We start from the raw sequence: 26,515 nt of genomic DNA, 5'->3' as shown, positions 1-26,515 counted from the left end.
CAGTAAAAATTTAATTATTATACAATTATATCAGAAATAAAATAAATCAAACACAGCGACAACAGTAGTGAAACCATAAAAGTACTAATGGCCAAACGTTTCAATTCCGGATCTAAATCAGCCGGATTTTGTGTTCTGCTTACGCGAAGTAAGTGGCTAATTATCGGAAGAAAAACAATCAAATAAATGTACTGATCGATGGCGAAATGTTGTAAAATACCAAAAACCAACAATAAAACCATCGCTGTAATCACTAAGAAATAATGATACTGTCTAGCTTTTGCTCCACCAATTTTTACTACAATTGTATTCTTTCCGGCTTTTTTATCCGAAAACTCATCCCGCATATTGTTCAAATTGAGCACACCAACGCTTAAAAATCCGATGGCAATTGCCGGTAATAACAAATACCAATCAATCACTTTAGAAAACATAAAATACGAACCATACGTACTCACTAATCCGAAAAAGACAAACACAAAAATATCGCCGTATCCTTTGTAGCCATAAGCACTTTTTCCAACCGTATAGCGAATAGCCGAAGCAATGGCTATAATTCCTAACAGTAAAAAGAAAATGGAATAATATAAATATTCTAAACCGAAAGCCGTGTAAATCAATAAAACTGCCGATAAAAAGGTTAAGATGGCGGTAATAACAATTGCTCTTTTCATAGCAGTAGGCGAAATGACTCCACTTTGTAACGCTCGTTTTGGACCAATTCGGTCTTCGTTATCGGTACCTTTTACGCCATCGCCATAATCATTGGCAAAATTGGAGAGCACTTGCAAACCAATGGTTGTTAACATTAATAACCCAAAAATAGACCAACTAAAAACTTGTGTTGGTGTAAGTACATTTTCGGTTGGTTTAGATAAAGCGTAAAAACTTCCTACCAAAATTCCGGATACCGAGAGTGGTAAAGTTCTAACTCTAGCGGCTTCAATCCAATGCTTCATTTTTATTAATTTTTATAGTGCAAAGGTAATGGAAATTTAACGATTTACATCCAATTTCGATCGGCTCGTTCAACTTCATACAACCAATAGTTAATCCACGGTTTTAACGAAGAATAGTCTGCAAATTTGAACTTCAAATCACCTGCGGCCGTATGGAACGTGAGGTGAGCAATATCTGAACGCTTGTGCCAAAGGTATTGTTTAGTGGTAATCCCTTGAATTTTAAACGGTTCGATTAATTGATGTTCAACATCCCACGCATTGCTTTTTATCACAATAAAATCTTTGCTGAGCTGTAATCGGTAATTTCTAAATTGAAAAAATACGATGATGCCCACCATTAAAATATACGCCAAAAGCAACGGAAAATAATGCTGAAGTGGTTCGTACACAAACAATCCCAAACAAATAAAAATTATGCAAGGCACGATTATTCCTAACCCAATTGCTTTAATCAAATAGCGAAAGTTAGGTTTAAAAACTTGTTCAGTTGTAGGCAATTTGCTCAAAATCATTTTTAAAATCTCGTCCTTCTCAGCTTTGCTGCAACCCGGAACTTCAATGGCATTGCTTCTTTTTCCTTCTTCATCCACCACATCAGAGGACGAAGCTTGTTTTAATTTTAAATCGATTAAATTAAGCTTTCGCTGAAAAAAATTCTGGCTATATGTCGTAATTTGAACTTTTGACGGTTTTAATAAGGTATTCTTCTTCGCAAATAATCCGAAATTAATCGCCAATGCTTTTCGTTGAACCACCATTTGATAATCGAAAAATTTAACGACCGTTCGAACTAAATTAATCAAAAGCACCAAAATCAAAATCGCCATTAAAAAAAAGGAGATTGAAAAATAACCTAAACCTTGATCGACTAAACCGTTGACCTCGTCTTCATCGACTTCAAATGAGGTAACCACATCTTGAAAACCGCCATACAGCGAACCAATAAAACCGATGATGATGGCAATACTTCTTCCGTAGTTGGAAGTCAATCCCACCTTCAAAAGCGTTAATAAACCAATTTTTAAGAAAGGTTGATTCGGTTCGATACTTTCTTCTTCGGCGGAAATTCCTTCTGTATTTTTCTCAAAAGAGAGCAATTTATTTTTCAAATGCAACGCCACTTCGTTATCCACAGCACGAATACTAGCTTCCTTTTTGTCGCTACCTGCCGTATCAATATCCACACTATACACACCAACCAATTTTTGAATAACCGATTGATTAATATTCACTTGTTGAATTTTATCCAACTGAATGGTAATCTTGTTTTTAGAAATCACGCCTTTCTGAATCACAAATTCCTCTTTAGATTCATCTAAGAAAAAAGTAAAATTGATGTATTTTAGATAAGCGATGACGCCAATCACAAGCAACAAAACGACCAAACCAATGACGAAAAAAAGTAATTTATCCCAATCAAATCGGTAGATGATTAATAAAAGTGGTACCCAAAGACTTCGAATAATGCCTTGCAACGTATCGGCAAACATAATTGCAATTCCTTTGACAGACTGCTTTTGTGGCTGACTAAAATCGAATGATGGCATATTAGTTTGTAGTTTCGTTTTCTGAGTCTGATTCGGGTAATTTAGCTGATTGATGTTCAAATTGAATATCTTCTGAAGAAGTTTCTTCCAATTTTGAAGTCAATTCAACCGATTCTTTCTCCAACACAGTAATTTTATTCAATAAAAACGATTTGATGCTTTCGGCTTCTTCTTTCGGCAAACCCGGGATATGTAAGTCGCTGCTGCTTCCGCCTGCCGTGTAAACCTGCAATTCACTCAATTGATACATTCTCGAAAAAACACCTTCGTATAAAGCCACATGCTGTATTCTGTTAAACGGAATCACCGTCGTAGTCGTTGATAAAATTCCCTTCCGAAACAAAATATCTTTCTCCCGAAGAGCATATCCTTTTTTTCTGAAACTGATGTTAGACGTCCAAAACAAAAGGGCAATTAGTAGAACAAGAATAGAAATCCAAAGGATTACATTTTGCCGAACTGTTTCATTAAAAATTATAAATAATGTAAGTCCAACAGCCAATACCAATGAAAAAATAGCATTGCTGATATAAACCACGTTCAAATAATTTTTATTTAGTGGTTGAAACGGAACTGCTTCAAATTTTGGCAACGAATCAAATGAAACCGTTGAATTTGTAAATTCTTCCAAAGTAGATGTGTTTTTAAAGGATTATGGAATCCATTTTTTCTCAAAGTTAGGCTTTCTTTTTTCCAAAAAGGCATTTCTACCTTCTTTCGCTTCTTCGGTCATATAGGCTAAACGAGTGGCTTCGCCTGCAAAAACTTGCTGACCAACCATTCCGTCATCCGTCAAATTCATTGCAAATTTCAGCATTTTAATAGATGTTGGTGATTTCGCTAAAATCTCCTGAGCCCATTCATAAGCTGTATCTTCTAATTCGTCATGCGGAATCACGGCATTTACCATTCCCATTTCAAATGCTTCTTGTGCCGAATAATTTCTTCCTAAAAAGAAAATTTCTCGAGCTTTTTTCTGTCCGACCATCTTAGCCAAATAAGCAGAACCATAACCGCCATCAAAACTCGTTACATCAGCATCGGTTTGTTTAAAAATAGCGTGTTCCTTACTGGCCAAAGTCAAATCGCACACCACGTGCAAACTGTGACCACCACCAACTGCCCATCCGGGAACAACGGCAATTACGGCCTTTGGCATAAAACGAATCAATCGTTGCACTTCCAATATATTCAAACGGTGCATTCCATCCTCGCCCACATAACCTTGGTGACCACGAGCACGTTGATCGCCACCACTACAAAATGAATAAATGCCGTCTTTGGGCGATGGTCCTTCTGCGGAAAGTAATACTACACCAATCGAGGTATCTTCCTGAGCATCATAAAATGCTTGATACAATTCAGCGGTGGTTTTGGGTCGGAAGGCATTGCGGACTTCCGGTCGGTTAAAAGCGATTCGGGCTACGCCGTTGCACTTTTTATAGGTTATATCTTCAAATTCTTTTGCGGTTTGCCAATTTATTTCTGCCATACTAATGTGATTTAAGCGTAAAAATACTATTTTTAACTTTTGAAATAAAGAAATTTAAGAATGAAAAAAATCATTTCTTTTTAAATGACTTAATTCAAGTAAATTACATTACTAAAATACAACATGATGTTACAAAAAATCACTCTTTTCTCTTTTTTATTCGTTTCTGTTTTAAGTTTTTCACAAACGTATGAATTTCAAACCATCAAAGAAATTGAAGCTACTCCGGTCATTTCACAAGGTGTAACCGGAACCTGTTGGTCGTTTTCTACTACTTCTTTTTTGGAAGCAGAAATTATTCGGCTCACCGGAAAAAAGATTGATTTATCTGAAATGTATAATGTTAGAAATACCTATCCAAAAAAAGCAGAGAATTATGTGATGCGTCAAGGAAAAGCAAATTTTAGCGAAGGTGGGCTTTCACATGACGTTATTAATAGTGTTCGAGAATATGGTTTGGTTCCCAATTCTGTTTACACCGGCTTGAATGGCTTAGAAGAAAAACACAACCATGCCGAATTGCAAGCTCTTTTGGAAGGAATGTTGAAAGTTTTTGTGGATAATCCGAGTAAAAAGTTATCTCCAAAATGGAAAGAATCGGTGCAAGCCGTGTTGGATGTTTATTTAGGAAAGAATCCAACAGAATTTTCGTTTGAAGGAAAAAAATATACACCTTCTTCGTTTTTAACTTACACCAAAATCAATCCGGATTCTTATGTTTCATTGACATCGTTTACACACCAACCGTTTTACAAATCATTTATCATCAATATTCCTGATAATTTTTCGAACGGAAGCTTTTACAATTTACCTTTAGATGAATTTATTCAAAACATTGACAATGCGTTAGATAAAGGTTTCACATTAGCATTAGATTGCGATGTGAGCGAACCTTATTTCTCTGGAAAATATGGCGTTGCGGCTGTTCCGGCTGATGAAGTAAATAATAAAACTATTTTAACCGAAATCAAACCTGAAAAAGAAATTACTCCTCAATACCGTCAACAGGAATTTGAAAATCTAACTACACAAGACGATCATTTAATGCACATTGTTGGGAAAGTAAAAGACCAAAAAGGAAATCTGTATTATAAAGTAAAAAACTCGTGGGGAACGGAAAATTTGGGTAATGATGGTTATATTTATATGAGTGTAGCTTATTTAAAATTGAAAACAATTTCCGTTTTGGTGCACAAAGATGCTTTACTTATCAATACAAAAAGAGCGTTGAGTTTATAATTGATACTATTAATCTTTCCTCGAAAGACAAAGAAGCTTTTGTTAATTACCTGTTGAAAATTAATCCTAAAATTGATATAATTTAGATAATTTTAAGTTTAAAAAGTTTAGTTTTGTTTTTCCAACAAACTGAATACCCCACTTGCGAATGTCTAAATTATCAATTGCTGTTGCAATTTCCACCATACTGTTCACTTTTTCCTGTCAGAAAAAAGAGGAAGCTCCGCTTTTAGCTCAACATGTAGAAGAAGAAATTATATCGATAGATTCTTCTTTAATCACTATACCCTTTTCATTAAAATTGAATCCTGTTTCAGAAGATTATGCTTTTGAAAAAGAAAGACAGGTTTCTGAATTTTACAGCAAAAAAATAGGATTATCCGATTTTAGCGGAGCATTATTAGTTGCCAAAAACGGAAAAATCATTTTCGAAGACTATAAAGGCTATGCCAATTTTGCTACCAAAACACCGATTTCGGAAACATCTGCTTTGCATTTAGCTTCGGTGAGTAAAGTAATGACTGCCACACTTGTTTTAAAATTAGTACAAGAAAATAAAATCGATTTAAACGAGAAAGTCCAAACCTACCTACCCGACTTTCCCTATCAAAATACAACTGTTAAAACGCTGTTGAACCACAGAAGCGGATTGCCGCACTATTCCCGCTTCAGCGAAAGCATAAAAGGTTGGAACTCCAGAAAAGTCCTCTCCAATGCTGATGTGTTAGATTATTTAAAACGATACAAATTTGCGTTGTTAGCCAAAAACGATACTAAATTTAATTACTGCAACACCAATTATGCCATGCTGGCTCTCATCATTGAGAAAGTAACCGAAAAAAGTTATGCCGAAGCAATGCAAGAGCAAATATTCACCCCGCTGGGCATGAACGATACGTTTGTAATTGACTTTGAAAAGCAAAAAAAGGACGTAAGTCAATCCTACAAGTCCAGTTATGTCAATCACGGTTGGGATCAGTTTGATGCTATTTACGGTGACAAAAACGTCTATTCCACTCCACGTGATTTAGTGAAGTTCGATTTGGCTACTTATTCAACTGAATTTCTCCGAAAAGATTTATGGGAAGAAGCCCTAAAAGGCTACAGCTATGAAAAACGTGGCGTAAAAAACTACGGCTTAGGCATTCGTCTCCGCGAATGGGAAACCGGACAAACTTTGCATTACCACAACGGTTGGTGGCACGGAAATACCTCATCCTACACAACTTTAAAAAAGGACACGATTGTGATTATTGCTTTATCGAACAAGTACACTCAAAAAACGTATCAAGCGATGAAGCTTTCTGCTTTGTTTGGAGATTATCCTTTTGAGTTGAATGATAAGGAGTAGTTTTCTGTTGTCCGTTGTCTGTTGTCCGTTGTCTGTTGTCGGTTGTCTGTGTTTTCTGTTGTTGGTTGTAGGCCAAAGTTTTCGGTCCCAATTTTCACCCAGTCTTGTCATTCCGTAGGAATCTCACACCAAGTTTACCCCAATCTTGTCATTCCGTAGGAATCTTTTTTCTGTGCTTTCAGTACTTTCAGTGAGAAAAAGCTGTTCACATAATTCTTAATTCTCTCGCAAAGTCGCAAAGACGCAAAGCTCTACGTTTTCTTCCTTTGCGTCTCCGCGACTCTGCGTGAAAAAATCTTAACTACTTCGTGCCTTAGCGGTAAAAAAATAAAAACTTATATTGTAAAAAACAGTTTTCAGTCCTAGTTTTCACACAGTCTTGTCATTCCGTAGGAATCTCTTCCCGTGTTTTCTGTGAGAAAAAGTATTTAGTAAAAGTTCCATCAAAATTTATTGGCTCGCAAAGTCGCAAAGACGCAAAGCTCTACGTTTTCTTCCTTTGCGTCTCCGCGACTCTGCGTGAAAAAATCTTTACTACTTCGTGCCTGAGCGGTAAAAAAATAAAAACTTATATTGTAAAAAACAGTTTTCACACAGTCTTGTCATTCCGTAGGAATCTCTTCCCGTGTTTTCTGTGAGAAAAAGTATTTAGTAAAAGTTCCTTCCAAAAATTTAATCTCTCGCAAAGTCGCAAAGACGCAAAGCTCTACGTTTTCTTCCTTTGCGTCTCCGCGACTCTGCGTGAAAAAATCTTAACTACTTCGTGCCTTAGCGGTAAAAAAATAAAAACTTATATTGTAAAAAACAGTTTTCAGTCCTAGTTTTCACACAGTCTTGTCGTTCCGTAGGAATCTCGCTCCCAGTTTCCCCCCAATCTTGTCATTCCGTAGGAATCTCACACCAAGTTTACCCCAATCTTGTCATTCCGTAGGAATCTTTTTTCTGTGCTTTCAGTGCTTTCAGTGAGAAAAAGCTGTTCACATAATTCTTAATTCTCTCGCAAAGTCGCAAAGACGCAAAGCTCTACGTTTTCTTCCTTTACGTCTCCGCGACTCGGCGTGAAAAAGCCTTAGCAACTTTGTGCCTTAGTGGCAAAAACCTTAAAAACTATACTCCTCAAACCCAATCCCCAAATGCCGCAGTAAAAAAATCATACAAATAACATTCAGCAAAAGTCCAATCCAATAAAGAATATTGATTTCATCCGTGTTTTTGATGATTTCCACACAATTCAGCAAAGGCATAAAAAAAACCAACAAAGCTGTCGGAATCCAAATAAAATCAAAAGTCACCCCAAACAAAGTAATAGGAAAAAAGCTTTTCACTATTCCTAAAAACAAAAGGATGAAAGCGAAGATGCTTAGCGAAAGGTATAGTTTGGGTTTAGTAATCATTGGTAGATTGTTAGATTATTCGATTGTTGGATTATTCGATTGTTGGATTATTCGATTGTTAGATTGTTAGATTTTAGAACCTCGGAGACTTTGTGTCTTATACAAAACTTAAAAAACTTAGCTACTTCGTGCCTTAGTGGCAAAACTTAAATGAACTTAAACTTACTTCCACGCATCAAAAAACTTAAAAAACTTATATGGTTAAAAAATAGTTTTCAGTCCCAGTTTTCACACAATCTTGTCATTCCGAAGCATGAGGAATCTCACACTCATTTTTCAGACAATCTTGTCATTCCGTAGGAATCTCTTTTCTGTGCTTTCCGTGTTTTGTTTTAGAAAAAAAATTTCAGTTACAGTTTTCAGTCTAAGTCAATTACAATTTTTATTTTCTCGCAAAGACGCAAAGACGCAAACCTGAAACCTTCAACCCTACTTAACCAAATAAATCCCATCCTCCCTAATCTCAATCAACTTCTGACGATACAAAGCACCAATCGCTTTTTTAAACGTCTTTTTACTCATTTTCAACACCGTTTTAATATCCTCAGGATGGCTATCATCCGTCAGTCTAAGAAAACCGCGACTTGCTTTCAGTTCGTCCAGCACCACTTGAGCATTCTCCTCAATACTTTCAAAACCTACTTTATGTAAAGAAACATCTATTTTACCATCAGGGCGAACGATCTTCACAAACCCTTTCGTTTTGTCGCCCGGACGAATTTTATCATCATACACCTCATTCTTATACACCAATCCGCGAAACCTGCCATTAATAATCACATTAATACCAATATCGGTAATGTGTGAAATAATCAAATGCACTTCCTCACCGCTTTCCAAGCCCGAAGGCTCTTTGTCTAAAAACTGATTAATCTTGCTGGAACCCACCAAACGATTCGTTCGGTCATCCAGAAACAAATGCACCAAATAGCGTTTGCCTTGCTCCATTGGGCGGGCTTGCTCTTTAAACGGAACAAACAAATCCTTCTCCAAACCCCAATCTAAAAAAGCACCAAACTGGTTGGTGTAGTTCACCCGCAAAAAAGCATAATCACCCAACGTGATATACGGTTTTAGCGTAGTAGCAACAGGACGTTCCTCATGATCCAAATACACAAAAACAGTAAGCTCCTGCCCTATTTCATAGTCGTTCGGAACATATTTAACAGGAAGCAACACATCGTCTTTTCCGTCGGTTAAAAACAGACCCACTTGGGTACTTCGGTCAATTTTAAGGGTATGATGAACGCCAATCGTAAGCATAAGGATGATTTTGGGCAAAGGTAGGGAAAATGTGGCGATGTGGCAATTGGTTAATGTGGGGATGTGGTGATGACTTGTTATTGATTTTTTAAGTTGATTACGGATTTCCGTAAAATGAATATAAATTTATTTAGTTAATTTGTTAAAAAGTAATTTTGTAATAGTTTGAAAATATGTTAAAATTGGTTAGGTTTGATAAAGGTTGAGTTATAAATATTTAAAATAATAATCTGTTACACACCTAAAATTAAAACCCTTTTGAATAATTTTAATATAATTAAAAGAAATGACAGAAAAAAACATTCCAAAAAGCGACTCTTTAATTTTCATTGATACTAATATATATCTCGATTTTTACAGAATCAGAAAATCCAATGTATCAATGAAATATTTAGAAGAAATTGTAAAACATAAAAATTTGATAATTACTTCAAGTCAAGTTGAAATGGAATATAAGAAAAATAGACAGAGTGCAATTCTTGAATCTATTACTGAAATAAATAAAATAAGTGTTAATCTAAATGTTCCTACAATTTTTTCTAATGACGAAGCGGTTGAGAAAATGAAAAAATCAAAAAAAGAAATAGATGAACTTCAAAAAAAATTAAAAACTCTTATTGAAGAAGTTTTAAAAAACCCCAATATAAAAGACCCTGTATACAAGTCTTTGGAAAATATTTTCACAAACAAATCGCCTATAAATCTTGATAGAAAAAATGAGATACGATTCAAAATTAGAGAACTGGCAAATAAACGATTTAATCTGGGATATCCTCCAAGAAAAAAAGATGATAATTCAATTGGTGATGCCGTTAATTGGGAATGGATTATTAAATGTGCTGAAGAAAATAAAAAAAATATAATTTTAGTAACTAGGGATACTGATTTTGGAGTAATCTATGACAATGAATCATATATAAACGATTGGTTAAGGCAAGAATTTATTCAACGAATTGGCAAAAAACAAACGATTTTTCTGACTGACAAATTAAGTAAAGCATTTCAACTAGTTCAAATTCCAGTTACTGAAGAAATGATTGAAGAAGAGGAAAAAGTGATAAAGTTCTCAAATAATCTTTCAATTTACGATACAGTTAGAGCAATGGGTAAAGCGTCAGAAAATTTGAAAATGATAAATGAAAGCCGTGAGTTTTCAATGAGGATACAGAGAGCTATGGAATATATGAACAATATAAAAAATATAAAGTAGATAGATTTAAAGGAGTTTCATTAAGATTTATTATCAAAAATTAAGTATAATTATACAAATTACTTTTTACTATGATCAAAAAGAATGACTTTCAATTCATATCAGAAAAGCCACTTAAGGCAAATAATAGCATTTCTCTTTCATTTGGTCATAAAGAAATCGTATCGGTACTAAAAAAAATAGTCAAAAAATCACCTGAATCCTTTACTATTGGACTATATGGAGATTGGGGATCTGGGAAGAGTAGTATTGCTGTTTCATTAAAAGAAGAACTAAAAAATGAAATTCCATTAGTAATCTTTGATGTCTGGAAGCACGAAGGAGATTCATTAAGAAGAACTTTTTTAAGCCATCTTGTCAAGGATTTAAAAAAATATAATGATGAAAAAGTATTTTCTTTAAAGTATGAGCTAGACGAAAGAACTAGTAATACGAAAGTCGTTAATGATGAGATTCAAATTTTGAATTGGAAAAAGATAAAACCTCATTTTTTTGCACTCTTAATTATATCTTCAGGTTTGTTGCTTCCTTTTCTTTTATTTTCCCTTATTTTAGATATTTGGTTAAATCTAATAGATTTATCAAATGTGATAGGACAAATTGTAATTTCTATTTTTTCCCTTTTATCCTTCTCTGTTTTATTTAAATATATCAATCAATTTATTGAAGTAAAAAAAATTACTACTACACAAGATAAATTTAAAGACCCAAATGAATTTGAAAATGAATTTAAAAGAATTTTGAATGAAGGGCTCAAAAAAGAAAAATTAATTATAGTTTTTGACAATCTTGATCGAGTTAATGGAGATAAAGCCCTAGAAATAATGTCTACCATTAAAACATTTCTAGACCCTATTGATGAAAGCGTAAAAGATAAGGATGTAACTTTTATAATTCCATGTGATGAGAAAGCTATTAAAAGACATTTAAAAAAATCTCTTAATTATAAAGAAGATGATAAGGATTATGAAACTTATTCTAGTGAGTATTTAAGAAAGTTTTTTAACACAATTATATGGATTCCTGAATTTTATACGAATGAGTTAGAAAAACTTGCAAAACAATGTCTAAAAAACAGTAAAATCGCAGAATTAGATAATGAAGATATTGCGGCTTTGATTGTTCTTGTTTTTGATAAAAATCCAAGACAAATAATTCAATATGTCAATATACTAATATCTAATTTTTTATTGATAGAAAAGAGAAACATTTCTGGCTTTAATTTAAAAAATCAAATGGCACAATTTGCAAAGTATTTACTACTTGTTCAAAAATTCCCTGATGTAATGGAATATCTAAAAAGTAATTTAATTTATGATTTAGAAGAAATTAGTTCAAAGAATTTTAAAGAAATAAATTTTCTTAAAGATGTAAATGAATCTGACTTTAAAAAATTTCTTACCCTAACAAGTTACATAAAAATTAACTCACTAGATGTGTTCTTTAAATTGCGAAAAAGTGAATTTGAAGAAAAATTTCCTAATAGTGAAAGGTTAATTAAAATGATTGAAACTCAGGAAATAAATAACATAATCAATGTAAATGATTTAAACAAAAATCTTAACAAAGAGAGACAATTTGAACTAGGTGAAGATTTCGAATATCTTGATAAGTTATCTATAAGAGAAAATTTAGAAGATTTTAATTTCATTATACAACAAAAAATAAGAAACACAAAAAATTCGATTTTAGTATGCAAATTTATTGATGGTTTATTATTTCTGACAAAACATTACGAGATCACATTACATACAATAACCTATAGAGTAATTTATGATAAATTTAAAAATTCAACACAAAATATTTCCTTTATAAATTCTGAAAATATTGTCAGCCAAATATTTGAAAAAGTTTATGAAGACTATTTAAGAAACAACTTTATAAGAGAACTAAAAAGACAATGGATTGCAGATTTTATAAATTTTCATGATGATACAGAATTCGAAGATGGTTATTATTCCGGAGAGTATATAAATGATCTATTAGAGATGTTTATTAAAAACAATAACTATTTTGACTTCGAAGAACTAGATAAAATCAGAAATATCATAACAAATAAATTTTCAACTAACTTAGAAATATTTGATAGAATTTCAACTGATAAAAATCTCAGAAAAAAGTTAGCTTCTTCAAAATATATCAAAGAAATAATTAAAAATATAAATTTATTTCTTGAGGCAGACATTGAGGAAATGAATATAGAAAGTGAAAATGATTACATAACAATCATTAAAATTTTAGACTTAATCTCCTACTATGAAGATTCATTTTATAATGTTGAATTAAATACTCAAATCAGTATTTTTATAAACAATCAAATAAAATATGTTGTAGGTCTAAAATTTGATGAAAATCAAAAGGAAAAAATGTTAGAAAAATATTTTATATTATTTACAAAAATTCATAATACTACTAATCATGTTCCAACAATAGAATCAGATCAATTATACGAAACAATCAAAAGTCAATTTATAGAATCCAATTACAAAAATTCAATATGGTTTTTTAAATTCTATTTTACATATAATTACGTTTCCAATATAAGTGCAACGAAGAAAGATGATTTTAAATTAAGAATAAAGTCATTTTTTGATAGAAGAATAGATGCACAAATAATGTATGACAGCATAATAAAGAAAGTTGAAATTGAAACATTATTTAAAGAAGTAGAATATAAAAATGTTTTACTTACAAAATCAAATTTAAGTTTTGATTATTTTAAAGTTTTTTACAATTACTTCAGTGACGAAGAAAAACAATTTTTATTTAACTCATGGATTGTTAATGAAATAGATTTGTTCACGGAAATATTAGATAGCAAAAAAATTATTATTCCAGACTCTTTAAAAACTGCCGAATACATTTTAAATCATATTCAGTTAGGCAATGATTTAATTGAAAGAGAAAAATTATATGCTATTTTATTTAAAATAAAAGATTTAGATTTTTATGATTTTAAAAAATATTCAAATCAAATAATTGCGTTAGTTACTTCTGATAATCAAGAAGAACAAAATCTTGGTTTAAGGGAATTGAATAAAAATAGAGTAAAAATAGACGAAAAGGACCTAGCTGTAAGTTGTATAAATAGGCTAATCAAAAATTTAAAATTTATTAATAATAAAAGTCGAAATGTTATAAATATCCTTAGAACAAACTTTGATGGCAAGAAGAAATTTTTTAATGAACAATTAAAAAAGAATCCCAGTATTATTGAATTATCTAGTGATTATATAATTAATCAATCTGATTACGAATTTTTCATTTCATTAAAAGAAAATCTCTACAAAAATAACGACATTGACCTTTCAAAATCTCTTTTAAGTAAATATTCACAACTTGAATTAAGTAATGTTACTATATTTGGTAAGATAAAACCTTTTATAATAAATATCATTGAAGATAATAATTCAACTAACTATCTTGATGAGATTAAAGAATTCATAAAAATTTACGATGAAAAAGTACATATCGAAAATAAAGATTCTTATTTTGAAAATTTAAAAAATCAATTTAATTTATAACATAGCTACTCCGCCGCTAGTGCTAGCGTCACGTTCCTACTCCAAGCTCTCGCTACGTCTTCTTTGATAGCACAAAGTTCTGCTAGCGTCTCCCGACCTCGCAGCAAATAATCAATTCCAATTAAAAAACAATTATAAAATGAAAGTCGGCCTCGCTATTTTACTCACTATCCTACTAGCTGTTTCACTCATTACTTGTAAAAATTCAAAAGAAGAAGATTTTAAACCTACACTAGTTTACGAGTCGGCTATTTTGCAAGTGACCCAAATAACAGAAAATTCTTTTATACACACGTCATTCTTGCAAACCAATGATTTTGGTAATGTTCCTTGTAACGGCCTAATCGTATCAGATAATAAAGAAGTAATTATTTTTGACACACCCGTAAACGACAAAAGTGCAGACGAATTGATTAAATGGATAAAAGAAACACTTCAATATAAAATAAAAGGTATTATTCCAACACATTTTCACGATGATTGTTTAGGAGGACTCAAATCATTTCATACTAACAAAATACCTTCCTATGCCTATCTAACAACTATTGAACTTGCAAAAGAAAATAATTTTATTGTTCCTCAAAACAGTTTTAAAGATTCACTACTACTGAAAGTAGGCAATAAAACAATTATAGCAAAGTCTTTTGGAGAAGGACATACGAAAGATAATGTTGTTGGCTATTTTCCAAGCGAAGAGTTATTGTTTGGTGGCTGTTTAATTAAAGAATTAGGTGCTCAAAAAGGCTATTTAGGAGATGCCAATATAAAAGCTTGGTCAAGTACCGTTGAGAACATAAAAAAAAGATTTCCAAACCTAACGCTTGTTGTTCCCGGTCATGGAAAATATGGAAATGCTGAATTACTGGATTATACAATTGATTTATTCAAGACGAAACATTTTGGTGAGGATAAATTTGAATCTAAGTAAACTATTCAAAATGCTTTCTAAGGCAGCTCCACCTTATGTCTTCTTTAATAGCACGAAAAACTTTAATTATACTTAGAATGAAAAAATTACAATTCTTTTTAATCGCTCTAACAATAATTTCATGCAAAGATTCTTTACATGAAATTTCGGAATCAATGAGTACAAATAAACTAATAAAATTAACGTTCGATAATAATGAACAATTATACTTTAAAACAAACAGTCATGGTATAAGTGGAAATCATCAAAGTATAGTCCTTTCAAATCAGACAAAAACTGTTTACGAGAAAGAAAGTGATTACATTTTTTATAGTTCTGAGATATATTATCGAACAAATAAAGATTCAATTATTATTTATGCACCAGAATCGGGTGTCGTAATACCTAAAAATAAAAGTTTTAAAACAATTGTTTCAGTTATTGGGTTAAAAAATTATGATGAGATAGCTGATTATGAAAAAAATTATAAAGCGTATAAATTACAAAGATTGAGTGTTTATAGTGAATAATTAATCTAATGAATGATTTGTACTAATCCTTTCTAAAAACCTATGAAAAACAAAATCTTCTTCACCCTACTCTTACTAATTCTTTTACAATCTTGTAATGGAACCCAATATGATACTGATTACATAATTGAAAAATATAACGAAGAAGATTTTTCATGTCTTAAGGGAGCATTCGTGAATATTAGAGGAGGAAAACACGATGATCTTTTATGTCTTTTGATTAGTAGTACAGCTAACATTAAATGCAACCCTTACATCGTTAAGATAAATTATGATAGTGGTGAAATTGTGACAATTAATGACACTTTGCCTAAAAGAGATTGTAATGGTTATTTCACTAATAATCAAATCAAAAACTTTACTAAGTGCTTTTTAAAATACAAGTTTCAAGTTTTAGCGGTTGATTTAGATGGAAATGTTTACATCAATCCAGGTCAACAAGGTCATCCAACCTTATTAAGAAAAGTACCTAACTCTACTCCAGAAGATATAAAGGATTTTAAACTTTATAAAGATAAGTGGTATATTAGAAATGAATAAAAAAAACAGCTTTAACAAGCGTATTAATTAGTATATTTCAACTTTATATGACAATCGAAGAACTAAAATTAAACATAAAATGGTGGGAATCGAAACGATGGATTTTCAATATACTGGTCGTTTTTTCTGTGGCTATCTCTTTTTATTTGGGGTACTCAGAAGTTGATTTTTACTGGTCGTCGTATGAAACTATTGGTGTAATTAAATGGTTGTTTGGGGCTAATCTCTTTTATTGCTTAGGAATTTTGACAGAACTCTTTGATTGGTATTATTTTAAAAACAAAATTGGCATTGTAAAGTTTCGATTTACCTTATTTTTGATGGGTACATTTTTTAGTTGTCTATGGACTTTCCTTTGCATTCGCATGTATTTTTTGGGGAATATATTTTAATTTTGATTTATGAGTCGATACGTGAACAAAACCGTTTTATTTCATTTTATTATACTATTTCTGTTTTCTTGTCAAAACAAAAAAGAGGAAACTACTTTCGTATTTGAGAAAAGTACTTTACCTAAACTCCATTCCAACTTGCCGGAACAGCCTACCGCTTGTGACTGCTTGAAAGAAATGGATCAACTTTTAGATGCCTTACTTATTATTCAAGATGATTTTAAACGTTTAAAAGCACTGTATGAAAAAGAAACAGAACAAGATATCAAAAATCAAATAGGTGATTACCTACTTGATTTGGACAAAAGTACAAAACCGTATAAAACCCAATTGTTTCTTGTCGAAGAAAAATGTGCTTTTAGCGACGAAGCTTTTGAAAGCTGTGGCTTCTTTGAAAAAACTAAGGAAAAATTTGCGGAACTTGATGAGTAAATAGTAGTTGGTTCCTTTCTCCCCTAAGTCTTCTTTAATAGCGACACTGAACTAGTGTCTCCAAACCTCGTAGCAATTAATCATTCAACCACATAACAATCAAACTACTATTATTTAATGCTTCTTCAAAATTAGAAACCAAGTAATGAAAACGATTCCATTACTATTTTATAAATCATAAAAATATCACTTATTGGTAAACTTCTCCCTATAATAGAACTATATACTTTTACTTTTTGTGCTTTTTTTAATGAATTTTATTGTTTTTTTTTTATTAATTCTTATTGATTTTTTTTATTAATTCTTATTGATATTATTATTTTTTCTATTTTAGTAAAATAAATAGTATTAATTTTTTTAGCTTTTATACATCATTGTTAATCGTTGAAAGGCTTCAAATAATTTAATTTTCAAAAGATTTATTATAAAACTATCCTTATATGAAAGCAATAACTTTACTTTTCGCCTTAATTATTACCACAATTTGTTATGCTCAAGAATTTGATTATGCTCAAAATGAGTTAATTGTTGAATTCAAAAACAGTAATAAAAATAAAATGGAGTTGTTTAAAAAAGACCAAACACTCATGAAAATAAATGATTCATTAAACCTTGATACGTTTGAAGTTATTGGAAATAAAAATGTTAGAAATACTTTTCTTTTAAAATTTAAGAATAACATAAATGTTATTTTGGCAGTTGAAGTTTACAAAAAAACAGGACTGTTTGAATTTGTAGAACCAAATTATATAGGTACAGGTCATGGATTTATGCAAACAACACCAAATGATCAATTTTATTTAAGTAGACAATGGTCGCACGCTAATAATGGCAGTTTTACTCTTTCTCCATCTACTGTGGATGCAGATATTGATACTGATTTGGCATGGGATATTACACAAGGAGACCCTAACTTGATTGTAGCCATTCTTGATTCCGGCATAAAGTTAGATCATCCTGAATTTTCAGGAAGATTTGTTCAGGGATATGATTTTGCATATAATGACAGTGATCCTACAGATGACCATGGACATGGAACAAATGTGGCAGGCATAGCTCTTGCTAAAGGAAATAATTCAATTGGCTATGCCGGTGTTAATTGGAACTCTAAAATTATGGCTTGTAAAATTCTTAACATTGATGATTTTGGATATTACAGTTGGTGGGCAAGTGCTATCTATTTTGCTGTTGATAATGGTGCAAAAGTAATCAACATGTCTGTTGGCGGAAATTCTGCCTCATCAATTTTAGAAAATGCAATTAATTATGCTTATAATAACAATGTGAGTGTTGTTGTTTCTTCAGGAAACCAAAATTCAACAATTCAATATCCCGCAAGATATGAAAATGCAATTGCTGTAGGCTCAACAAATTCAAACGACACAAGAACAAACCCTTTTTTTTGGGACCCTACAAGTGGTAGCAATTTTGGTTCGGAACTTGATTTTGTTGCACCCGGAAATTACATCTATGGTCTAAGCCATTACTCTAATACAAATTATAATTCCTACTGGGGTGGCACTTCTCAAGCAGCACCTCATTTAACAGGGGTTATATCGTTAATGCTCTCGGTTAAGCCAGATCTTACGGTAACTGAAATTAGGCAAATACTCATAGAAACATCCGAGGACATGGTAGGAAATAGTTTTGATACCCCAGGTTGGGATCAATATTATGGTCATGGTAGAATAAATGCTTTTAATGCGTTATCGCATCAGCTTCTATCAAATACAGAATATTATGTTGAAAATGAAACTATTAAACTTTACCCAAATCCTGTTGGATATGAGAATTATTTTTATATTTCCGGACTTAAAGATGACGATTATACTGTTTCGCTAATTTCTATGACAGGTAAAGTTATAAAAGAATATAAAACAACCTCAGAAATTGAAATAGTAAAAGTCAATACAGAATCTTTATCCTCCGGTGCATACTTTGTAAAAATTGTTAACCTAAACAATAAGCTGACGTTTTCAAAGAAATTTATCAAAATTTAGAGTCCGCCAAACTAAATTGTATCAATAAATCGCAATCAGATTAGATAATAGATTTATATTGAATACACTAATTAGAAAACTGCTCAGTGATTTTGGATACCCATCCAAAAACATTGAGCAGCATATATAAATTTCAATTAAAAATCTTAATCCAAACTCAATGTAATCTGTCCATCATCATCCAATTCGGTTTGAATATCATCCGAAACATTATCTTCATTGGATACTTCCATTTCTTCCGGAATTTCTTCAATTGGTTCTTCATACGGAAGTGATTCCAACAAATTAATCTGTTTAATTCTATCCGTAGTTAACTGATTTCCGAGAGCTTTTATCCCTTTTACAGCAATAAATTGTTCGATATCAACCGTTTGATTTTCTTTTTGAATACCTTTTACTTTTGCATAAATAACCTCAGCAACCGGTCGCCAATCTGTGGAAACAATTTCTAATTGCGATTTCTCGTGTTCGGTGATGAAAATTTCTTCTTTGTTTTCGTTATCTATTAAGAAACGTTTCACAAAATAGCGATCTTTTTCCCCATCATAATAAATGGCCGAAATTGGTTTTTTAGGATGCCATTTTTCCAACACAACCATATCTTCATCAAAATGGGTTGTTAATTCAGGAATAATAGTTTTCAATTTTCCGGATTGATTCACCACTAAAATTCGGTCATTCGGACGAAATTCGCCCAACAACTCGCCTCTTCCATCTACATTCAAACGTTGAACGGTATCATCAAACCAAATTTTTCTTGGTCGTAAGGTGGATATTCCTTTTTCTTTTAATTCGATTTTCTTAATCGGATATTTGGTTACCGTATTGCCTCGAGAAGCACGTCCTTTGATGGCAATATCAGCAAAATCTAAATCCCATTTCAACTTTTTAATACTTCCCACCTGACGAAGTAAAATCGTCACTACTTCTGCTTCTCCATTCGGATTAGCCGAAAAATAAGAAACCATCGAACCGGCTTTTTCCTGTGTTAAATCGTAAAATTTATCTCTCGTGACACCGGAAACATTGAAGCGTTTGATAAATGTGGAACCATTTTTCCCATCGCGATAAATCATATTATAAATCGTTCGCTTATCGTTTTTATCAAAAATGGCAATGTGAATAATATCTTTTCCGATGAATTTTTTGTCATCCACTTTTGTGACCATCATTTTTCCGTCACGCAGAAAAACAATCACATCATCAATATCGGAACAATCGGCGACATATTCGTCCTTTTTGAGTCCAGTTCCAAGGAAACCTTCTTCTTTATTGACATATAATTTGGTGTTTCGCAATACCACTTTTGTGGCTTCAATCGTGTCAAAACTTCGCAATTCGGTTTGACGTTCTTTGCCTTTTCCGTATTTGTCTTTTAATTTTAGGAAGAAATCAATCGCAAAATCAATAATATGATCCAAATGATGTTTCACTTGTTCCATTTCTGCTTCCAACTTCGCAATGGCATCATCTGCTTTATCCGAATCGAAACGTGTAATACGAATCATTGGAATTTGCGTTAATTTCTGCAAATCATCATCATTAATTTCCCGAACAAATGATTTTAAAAACGGCTTAAATCTATCATACATGTAGGTATATAATGATTCTCTGTCTGAATACAATTTAAAATCAATATACATTTCTTCCCGAATGAAGATTTTTTCCAACGTAGAAAAATGCCATTTGTTTTCGAGTTCATCCAATTGAATTTCCAACTCACGTTTCAGCAAATCAACCGTTCGATGAGTTGAAATTTTCAACATATCCGAAACGCCGATAAACAACGGTTTATGGTTTTCAATCACACAACCTAACGGAGCAACTGAAGTTTCGCAAGCGGTGAACGCATACAACGCATCGATGGTTTTATCAGGAGAAACACCCGGCGGAAGATGAATTAGAATTTCAACCTCGGCTGCGGTATTATCTTCAATTTTTTTGACTTTAATTTTTCCTTTTTCGTTGGCTTTCAGAATACTGTCAATCAACGTTCCTGTATTGGTAGAAAACGGAATTTGCGTAATCACCAACGTTTGCTTGTCCAATTGCGAAATTTTTGCTCGCACACGCACACGACCACCACGTAATCCATCATTATAGTTGGAAACATCTGCAATTCCGGCTGTTGGAAAATCGGGAAATAAGGTAAAAGGTTTGTTTTTTAGTATTTTTATCGAACAATCAATCAATTCAATGAAATTATGTGGTAGCACTTTCGTGGATAAACCAACTGCAATTCCTTCTGCACCTTGAGCTAACAACAGTGGAAATTTGACGGGAAGATTGACAGGTTCTGCACGACGACCATCATAGGACATTCCCCATTCGGTAATTTTTGGAGAATACAAAATATCGTGACCCAACTTTGAAATTCGAGCTTCGATGTAACGAGAAGCTGCGGCACTATCTCCGGTTAGGATATTTCCCCAGTTACCTTGCATATCAATGAGCAAATCTTTCTGACCGATTTGCACCATCGCATCACCAATACTCGCATCTCCGTGTGGGTGATACTGCATCGTATGACCAACGATATTCGCCACTTTGTTATAGCGACCGTCATCGAGTTCTTTCATTGAGTGCATAATTCGGCGTTGAACCGGTTTAAAACCATCTTCAATAGCCGGAACCGCACGCTCCAAAATTACATAGGAAGCATAATCGAGAAACCAATCCTTATACATTCCCGTCACTTTGGTGATGGTATCTTCGGGGTTTTCGTCGTTTTCGTAAAAATGTTTGTTACTAAAAACTTTCACGTCGTCAAACCCTTGTTCTTGGCTCGACTCGTTCAGTTCTTCGTTTTCATCGTCTGGGATGATGTTTTCTTCGTCTTCGTTTATCATTTCTTATTCTTTTTGTAGATAGTAGCACAAAGTTTATCGAAGTTTTATAAAACTTCTTTGTTTAGCTTTGTAAAACCAAATAACTCAGTATTTTTTGCCCAACCAATATTAGATTTATTACTCTTTTCCTATACACTACCAAACTGATTAACAGAAGTTTTTCTTTTACGTTAGATATTTTGGTAATTTATTAATTTTTTCTTCAATTCGTTTAAGTCCTTCTGGATAAAATTTTTTAACATAGTATAATTCATCAAATAGTTCTTTAAACTCTATAAGATTTTCAAAATCTGTTCGTTGAATGAAAATATCTAAATTTTGTTCTTCACTACGAAAAATTAACAAATGATAATTGTCTCTTTCTATTTCTGAATAATTTAAATAGTAAATTAAAAAAGTGGATAGAAATTCAGAAGCAATTTTTTCATTTTTAATTAACCATTCTTTTATTTTACTTTTATCTGAAATAATGCTTTTATAAAGAGTTAATTCATTTTTTGCATATTCTTCAAACCTATGAAATTCTGTCGCTTCACTAAGATTTTCATACAATGATGTAAATTTATTTTCTTGCGAATTCATACCGCAAGCACAACCAATATCATCAAAACAAGAGTTTAGTTTGATATTGTTTTCTTTACAACATTTATAATTCTCTTGATTTTTCAATAACCACCATTCTATTTGTGAGATTTGATAAATATTGTTTTTACCAATTGAAGTTAGTTCTTTAATTTCTCTTTGAAACATTTAGATTACTTTTTTTAAGTTGGCTTGAGTTTCAAAAAGCAACGAACTAAAAATTGGCTTATTTATTCGTTTATTCATATATGTATTAAAATCAAAATCAAAATATTTTTTTAAATAATACAACTCACCTTTGAAACTTATTAAATAACTAGTCTCTAAATCTTTTTTTAATCTTTCATTACTGATTTTTGAGATTCCTAATTTCTCAAAATTTTCATTGCAAAAATTAATAATATCTTCTTTCGAAAGTTCTAAATACTCCGTTAAGCTTTCCATTAATATTGGATTTGGATAAATTATCAATTCATCTTGATTATTTAATTCAACCAATTCTATTCCGAAATTATTTTCATTGTCAGCTTCACAAAGAATTCTTTGATGAGCAATATTAAAACCTATAAACATTATGTTTTGAAAAAATTGAACACTTTTTTGTGAGAAATAAGGATTTTCATTTTCATCAATATTCAAATTTTCTCGGATGTTCTTTTTATAATTAATCAAATTAAAAACTGAATCTTTTAATAATTCAACTTCTTTTGAATAATTTTCATACACGTTAGTCCAAGTAAATGAAATGTGGGTTGAATTTTCAGGCTTGTCATTTTCAGACAATAAGATTGAACATTTTTCCTTTAAAATTTTAGAATTTAATTCTAAAAATTTTTCATAAATTTTTTTCCTTTCAATTGTGATGTTCTTTTTTTCAAACTCCTCGATTACAATAAGTCTGTAAGTGTAATAAAAATACATTTCAGGCTTGATAATCGGAAGAACTTCAAAAATATTTTTTTTTACATTTTCTGATAAACTTAAATTAAGCCAATTTTTCTTAAATTGATATCCAAAATCTGTTTTCTGTTTGTTTATTAAATCGTTTATCATAATTGAATTCGTTTCTTTTTGGTAAAATTACTGCAACCACTTAATATCTTTATTGATGTTCTAAAAGTTAACACAAAGTATAATCTGCATTCCTATAACTTTTATAATATATCTTCGTCTTCGTTCATTTATGCTGAATTTATTTTCAGTATATTATTTACTTTCAATCAATCGTTTAAAATCTTCTTTGCTTGGTAAAATGGTTTTGTATTTACTGGCAAAAATTTGTTCGTTTCCTTCCGGTAAAGTATATTCTACCAATAAGTTACTTTTGTTTTGACACAATACAATTCCGATAGTTTTATTTTCGCCTTCCAACCGCATTTCTCTGTCATAATAATTCACATACATTTGCATCTGACCTAAATCTTGATGCTTGAGTTCGCCAATTTTTAAATCGATCAGCACAAAACTTCGCAACACTCTGTTATAAAAAACCAAATCTATTCTGAAATGCTTATCATCAAACGAAATTCTTTGTTGACGAGACACGAATGCAAATCCTTGTCCTAATTCCAACAAAAAATGTTCTAATTTATTAATGATTTCTTGTTCTAATTCTGATTCAGAATACTGATGCAATTCGGGTAAACCAAGAAATTCTAGAATGTATGGATCTTTGATGATGTCTTTTGGCTTTTCAATAATTTGACCTTCTTGAGACAATTTCAAAACACCTTCTTTATCTCTACTCAAAGCTAATCTTGTGTATAATGCTGAATCGTATTGTCGTTTGAGTTCACGAACGCTCCAATTGTTTTTAATCGATTCTATTTCATAAAACTTTCTCTCATTGTTATCATCAATATTTAATAGAAAAATATAATGAGACCACGTGAGAATGAAATTTAATGTTAGGACAGGTTTTTCACTTATCAAAGAAATACTAGACACTGTCTCGGATTTTTGATTTTCTACTTTAGAAATACTAGACACTGTCTCGTAATTTGAATAAACAAAATACAACTTTCTCATATTCTGCAAATTATCTACAGAAAAACCTCGTCCAAACTCCTTCGTCAATTCCTTTGAAAGTTCTTTTAAAACTTGTTTGCCATACGCTGCTCTTTCTTTTCCATTTTGTTCTTCTTCCACAATCATTCTGCCTATTTCAAAATAGGTATAAACCATTGTTGAGTTGATGGTACGAATAACCTGTTGCTGAGCATTTTTTACTAATGCAACAACTTGTTGAAACAGCACTTTATTTTGAATTTCTCCTGACAATAGCAACAATTTTTAAACCACCTTAAACTTTTAAACCTTTAAACTCCTAAACTTTTAATTCTTCTCAATCGTATCCAACTCCACTTTCAAATTATTGATGATAAACTCCTGTCGGTCCGGGGTATTTTTACCCATATAAAACTCCAACAAGGTTTCGATGGAAGTGGCTTTATCCAACATAACCGGATCTAATCGAATGCTTTCACCAATAAAATTCTTGAATTCATCGGGCGAAATTTCTCCTAATCCTTTGAATCGGGTGATTTCCGGTTTTGGTTTTAATTTTTCAATAGCATCTACTCGTTCTTGTTCCGAATAACAATAAATCGTTTCTTTTTTATTTCGAACACGGAACAACGGCGTTTGCAAAATATACAAATGTCCGTCTTTGATTAATTCAGGGAAAAATTGCAGGAAAAACGTAATCAACAACAAACGAATATGCATACCATCCACATCGGCATCGGTGGCAATTACGATGTTGTTATAACGCAAATCTTCCATCGATTCTTCGATATTTAAAGCGGCTTGCAACAAGTTAAATTCTTCGTTTTCATAAACGATTTTTTTTGTCATTCCATAGGAATTCAACGGCTTTCCTCGCAAACTAAACACGGCTTGTGTATTCACATCACGAGATTTGGTAATCGAACCCGAAGCCGAATCTCCCTCCGTGATAAAAAGCGTACTTTCTAAACTTCTAGGATTTTTAGCATCGGTTAAATGTACACGACAATCACGTAATTTTTTATTGTGTAAACTCGCTTTCTTCGCTCTGTCTTTGGCTAATTTTCGAATACCGGAAAGTTCTTTGCGTTCTCGTTCAGCTTGAAGGATTTTTCGCAACAGTAAATCGGCAACTTCCGGGTTTTTATGTAAAAAGTTATCGAGTTTTTTCGAAATGAAATCGTTAATGAAAGTACGAACCGTTGGCCCTTTTGGTCCAATATCTGTAGAACCTAATTTGGTTTTAGTCTGACTCTCAAAAACCGGTTCTTCAACTTTAACTGCAATAGCCGAAACAATTGATTTTCTGATATCTGACGGATCAAAATCTTTTTTGTAAAACTCACGAATGGTTTTCACAATCGATTCACGAAATGCGTTCAAATGCGTTCCTCCTTGCGTGGTATTTTGTCCGTTTACGAATGAATGATATTCTTCGGAGTATTGCGATTTACTGTGTGTAATGGCAATTTCAATATCCTCTCCCGAAAGATGAATGATTGGATAAATCATATCTTCTTCTGTAATATTTTCTTCCAATAAATCTTTTAAACCGTTTTCAGAATAATATTTTTCACCGTTGTAATAAATTGTTAATCCCGTATTGAGGTAACAATAATTTTTGAGCATTTTGATGATGTACTCGTTACGGTATTTGTAGTTTTTGAAAATCGTTTCATCGGCAATAAACGCTACTTTGGTTCCGCGACGTTTGGTTGTTTCTTGAATATCTTCTTCCAACGTTAAATTTCCGGCAGAGAATTCAGCGGCTTTTTGTTGGTTATCACGAACCGATTCTACACGGAAATAATTGGACAAGGCATTTACGGCTTTTGTTCCAACTCCATTCAAACCAACTGATTTTTTAAAGGCTTTGGAATCGTATTTACCTCCGGTATTCATTTTGGAAACTACGTCGACAACTTTTCCTAACGGAATTCCACGACCGTAATCACGAACGGTTACGAGTTTATCTTTGATGGTTACTTCGATGGTTTTTCCGGCACCCATGACATATTCATCGATACAGTTATCTAACGTTTCTTTCAGTAGAATATAGATACCATCATCGGGTGACGAACCATCGCCCAGTTTTCCGATATACATACCGGGTCGCATGCGGATGTGTTCTTTCCAATCGAGGGAACGAATATTGTCTTCGGTGTATTGATTTTGCTCTGACATAGCGGAAATATGGATTTTGTGCTAATATAGCGGATAAAGCAAAATTTTAAAAGGAATATGATTTAAAGTTATTAAGAAACATATTGACAGGGTCACTGTTGTCGGTTGTC

General features: G+C 32.1%; 19 protein-coding genes. 9 read left to right on the top strand and 10 right to left on the bottom strand.

The genetic code is table 11. The annotated features are described in order from the left end of the window. Positions 1–17: 17 nt before the first annotated feature. From menA to M0M57_RS13875, 4 genes are read right to left on the bottom strand one after another with little or no spacing between them, the layout of a single operon-like run. Positions 18–959 carry a 1,4-dihydroxy-2-naphthoate octaprenyltransferase gene (gene menA / locus M0M57_RS13890; RefSeq protein WP_248433653.1) on the bottom strand — a complete coding sequence of 314 codons (942 nt, stop codon included), beginning with the start codon at positions 957–959 and terminating at the stop codon, positions 18–20. Positions 960–1,003: 44 nt separating this feature from the next. Next, complete coding sequence (locus tag M0M57_RS13885; RefSeq protein ID WP_248433652.1) at positions 1,004–2,509, bottom strand: PH domain-containing protein; 1,506 nt, start codon at positions 2,507–2,509, stop codon at positions 1,004–1,006. A 1-nt stretch (position 2,510) separates the two neighbouring features. Continuing rightward, complete coding sequence (locus tag M0M57_RS13880) at positions 2,511–3,140, bottom strand: PH domain-containing protein (protein WP_248433651.1); 630 nt, start codon at positions 3,138–3,140, stop codon at positions 2,511–2,513. Between the two features lie 21 nt (positions 3,141–3,161). Next, a complete protein-coding gene (locus M0M57_RS13875) occupies positions 3,162–4,001 on the bottom strand; it encodes a 1,4-dihydroxy-2-naphthoyl-CoA synthase (protein ID WP_248433650.1) in 840 nt (279 codons plus the stop codon). 126 nt (positions 4,002–4,127) lie between these two features. On the opposite strand from M0M57_RS13875, the gene M0M57_RS13870 reads away from it, so the two are divergent. Then, complete coding sequence (locus M0M57_RS13870; RefSeq protein ID WP_248433649.1) at positions 4,128–5,240, top strand: C1 family peptidase; 1,113 nt, start codon at positions 4,128–4,130, stop codon at positions 5,238–5,240. 148 nt (positions 5,241–5,388) lie between these two features. Beyond that, the gene (locus M0M57_RS13865) at positions 5,389–6,591 is read left to right on the top strand and encodes a serine hydrolase domain-containing protein (protein ID WP_248433648.1); all 1,203 of its coding nucleotides are present in this window, start codon (positions 5,389–5,391) and stop codon (positions 6,589–6,591) included. Between the two features lie 1,823 nt (positions 6,592–8,414). On the opposite strand, the gene M0M57_RS13860 is transcribed toward M0M57_RS13865, so the two are convergent. Next, the gene (locus tag M0M57_RS13860) at positions 8,415–9,248 is read right to left on the bottom strand and encodes a CvfB family protein (RefSeq protein WP_248433647.1); all 834 of its coding nucleotides are present in this window, start codon (positions 9,246–9,248) and stop codon (positions 8,415–8,417) included. A gap of 286 nt (positions 9,249–9,534) precedes the next feature. Between M0M57_RS13860 and M0M57_RS13855 the strand changes: the two genes are divergently transcribed. The 7 genes from M0M57_RS13855 (at position 9,535) to M0M57_RS13825 (ending at position 18,783) form a co-directional block, all read left to right on the top strand. Beyond that, positions 9,535–10,458, top strand: a complete 924-nt coding sequence (locus tag M0M57_RS13855) for a PIN domain-containing protein (RefSeq protein WP_248433646.1) — start codon at positions 9,535–9,537, stop codon at positions 10,456–10,458. Positions 10,459–10,529: 71 nt separating this feature from the next. Continuing rightward, complete coding sequence (locus M0M57_RS13850) at positions 10,530–13,982, top strand: P-loop NTPase fold protein (RefSeq protein ID WP_248433645.1); 3,453 nt, start codon at positions 10,530–10,532, stop codon at positions 13,980–13,982. Positions 13,983–14,121: 139 nt separating this feature from the next. After that, entirely contained in the window at positions 14,122–14,910 is a 789-nt protein-coding gene (gene bla, locus M0M57_RS13845) for a subclass B1 metallo-beta-lactamase (protein WP_248433644.1), read from the top strand. A 77-nt stretch (positions 14,911–14,987) separates the two neighbouring features. Further along, positions 14,988–15,419: a hypothetical protein gene (locus M0M57_RS13840; RefSeq protein ID WP_248433643.1), complete on the top strand. Its 432-nt coding sequence runs from the start codon at positions 14,988–14,990 to the stop codon at positions 15,417–15,419. Between the two features lie 42 nt (positions 15,420–15,461). Then, entirely contained in the window at positions 15,462–15,959 is a 498-nt protein-coding gene (locus M0M57_RS13835; RefSeq protein WP_248433642.1) for a hypothetical protein, read from the top strand. A 413-nt stretch (positions 15,960–16,372) separates the two neighbouring features. Beyond that, complete coding sequence (locus M0M57_RS13830) at positions 16,373–16,783, top strand: hypothetical protein (protein WP_248433641.1); 411 nt, start codon at positions 16,373–16,375, stop codon at positions 16,781–16,783. Positions 16,784–17,223: 440 nt separating this feature from the next. Next, entirely contained in the window at positions 17,224–18,783 is a 1,560-nt protein-coding gene (locus M0M57_RS13825) for a S8 family peptidase (RefSeq protein WP_248433640.1), read from the top strand. A 146-nt stretch (positions 18,784–18,929) separates the two neighbouring features. Here the strand turns inward: M0M57_RS13825 and M0M57_RS13820 are convergent, their stop codons facing one another. The 5 genes from M0M57_RS13820 to M0M57_RS13800 form a co-directional block, all read right to left on the bottom strand. After that, positions 18,930–21,632 carry a DNA gyrase/topoisomerase IV subunit A gene (locus M0M57_RS13820; protein WP_248433639.1) on the bottom strand — a complete coding sequence of 901 codons (2,703 nt, stop codon included), beginning with the start codon at positions 21,630–21,632 and terminating at the stop codon, positions 18,930–18,932. A 165-nt stretch (positions 21,633–21,797) separates the two neighbouring features. Beyond that, a complete protein-coding gene (locus M0M57_RS13815) occupies positions 21,798–22,382 on the bottom strand; it encodes a hypothetical protein (RefSeq protein WP_248433638.1) in 585 nt (194 codons plus the stop codon). Then, entirely contained in the window at positions 22,383–23,267 is an 885-nt protein-coding gene (locus tag M0M57_RS13810; protein WP_248433637.1) for a hypothetical protein, read from the bottom strand. It lies immediately after the preceding gene. A 153-nt stretch (positions 23,268–23,420) separates the two neighbouring features. Next, positions 23,421–24,494, bottom strand: a complete 1,074-nt coding sequence (locus tag M0M57_RS13805) for a PDDEXK nuclease domain-containing protein (RefSeq protein WP_248433636.1) — start codon at positions 24,492–24,494, stop codon at positions 23,421–23,423. Between the two features lie 54 nt (positions 24,495–24,548). Further along, positions 24,549–26,405 (bottom strand): DNA topoisomerase IV subunit B, encoded by a 1,857-nt coding sequence (locus tag M0M57_RS13800; RefSeq protein WP_248433635.1) that lies wholly within the window; start codon positions 26,403–26,405, stop codon positions 24,549–24,551. Positions 26,406–26,515 lie beyond the last annotated feature (110 nt).

This window comes from Flavobacterium azooxidireducens (assembly GCF_023195775.1).
Taxonomy (GTDB): domain Bacteria; phylum Bacteroidota; class Bacteroidia; order Flavobacteriales; family Flavobacteriaceae; genus Flavobacterium; species Flavobacterium azooxidireducens.
The sequence above is the reverse complement of the archived record's forward strand: the minus strand, read 5'-3'. Positions and strand labels throughout refer to the sequence as shown.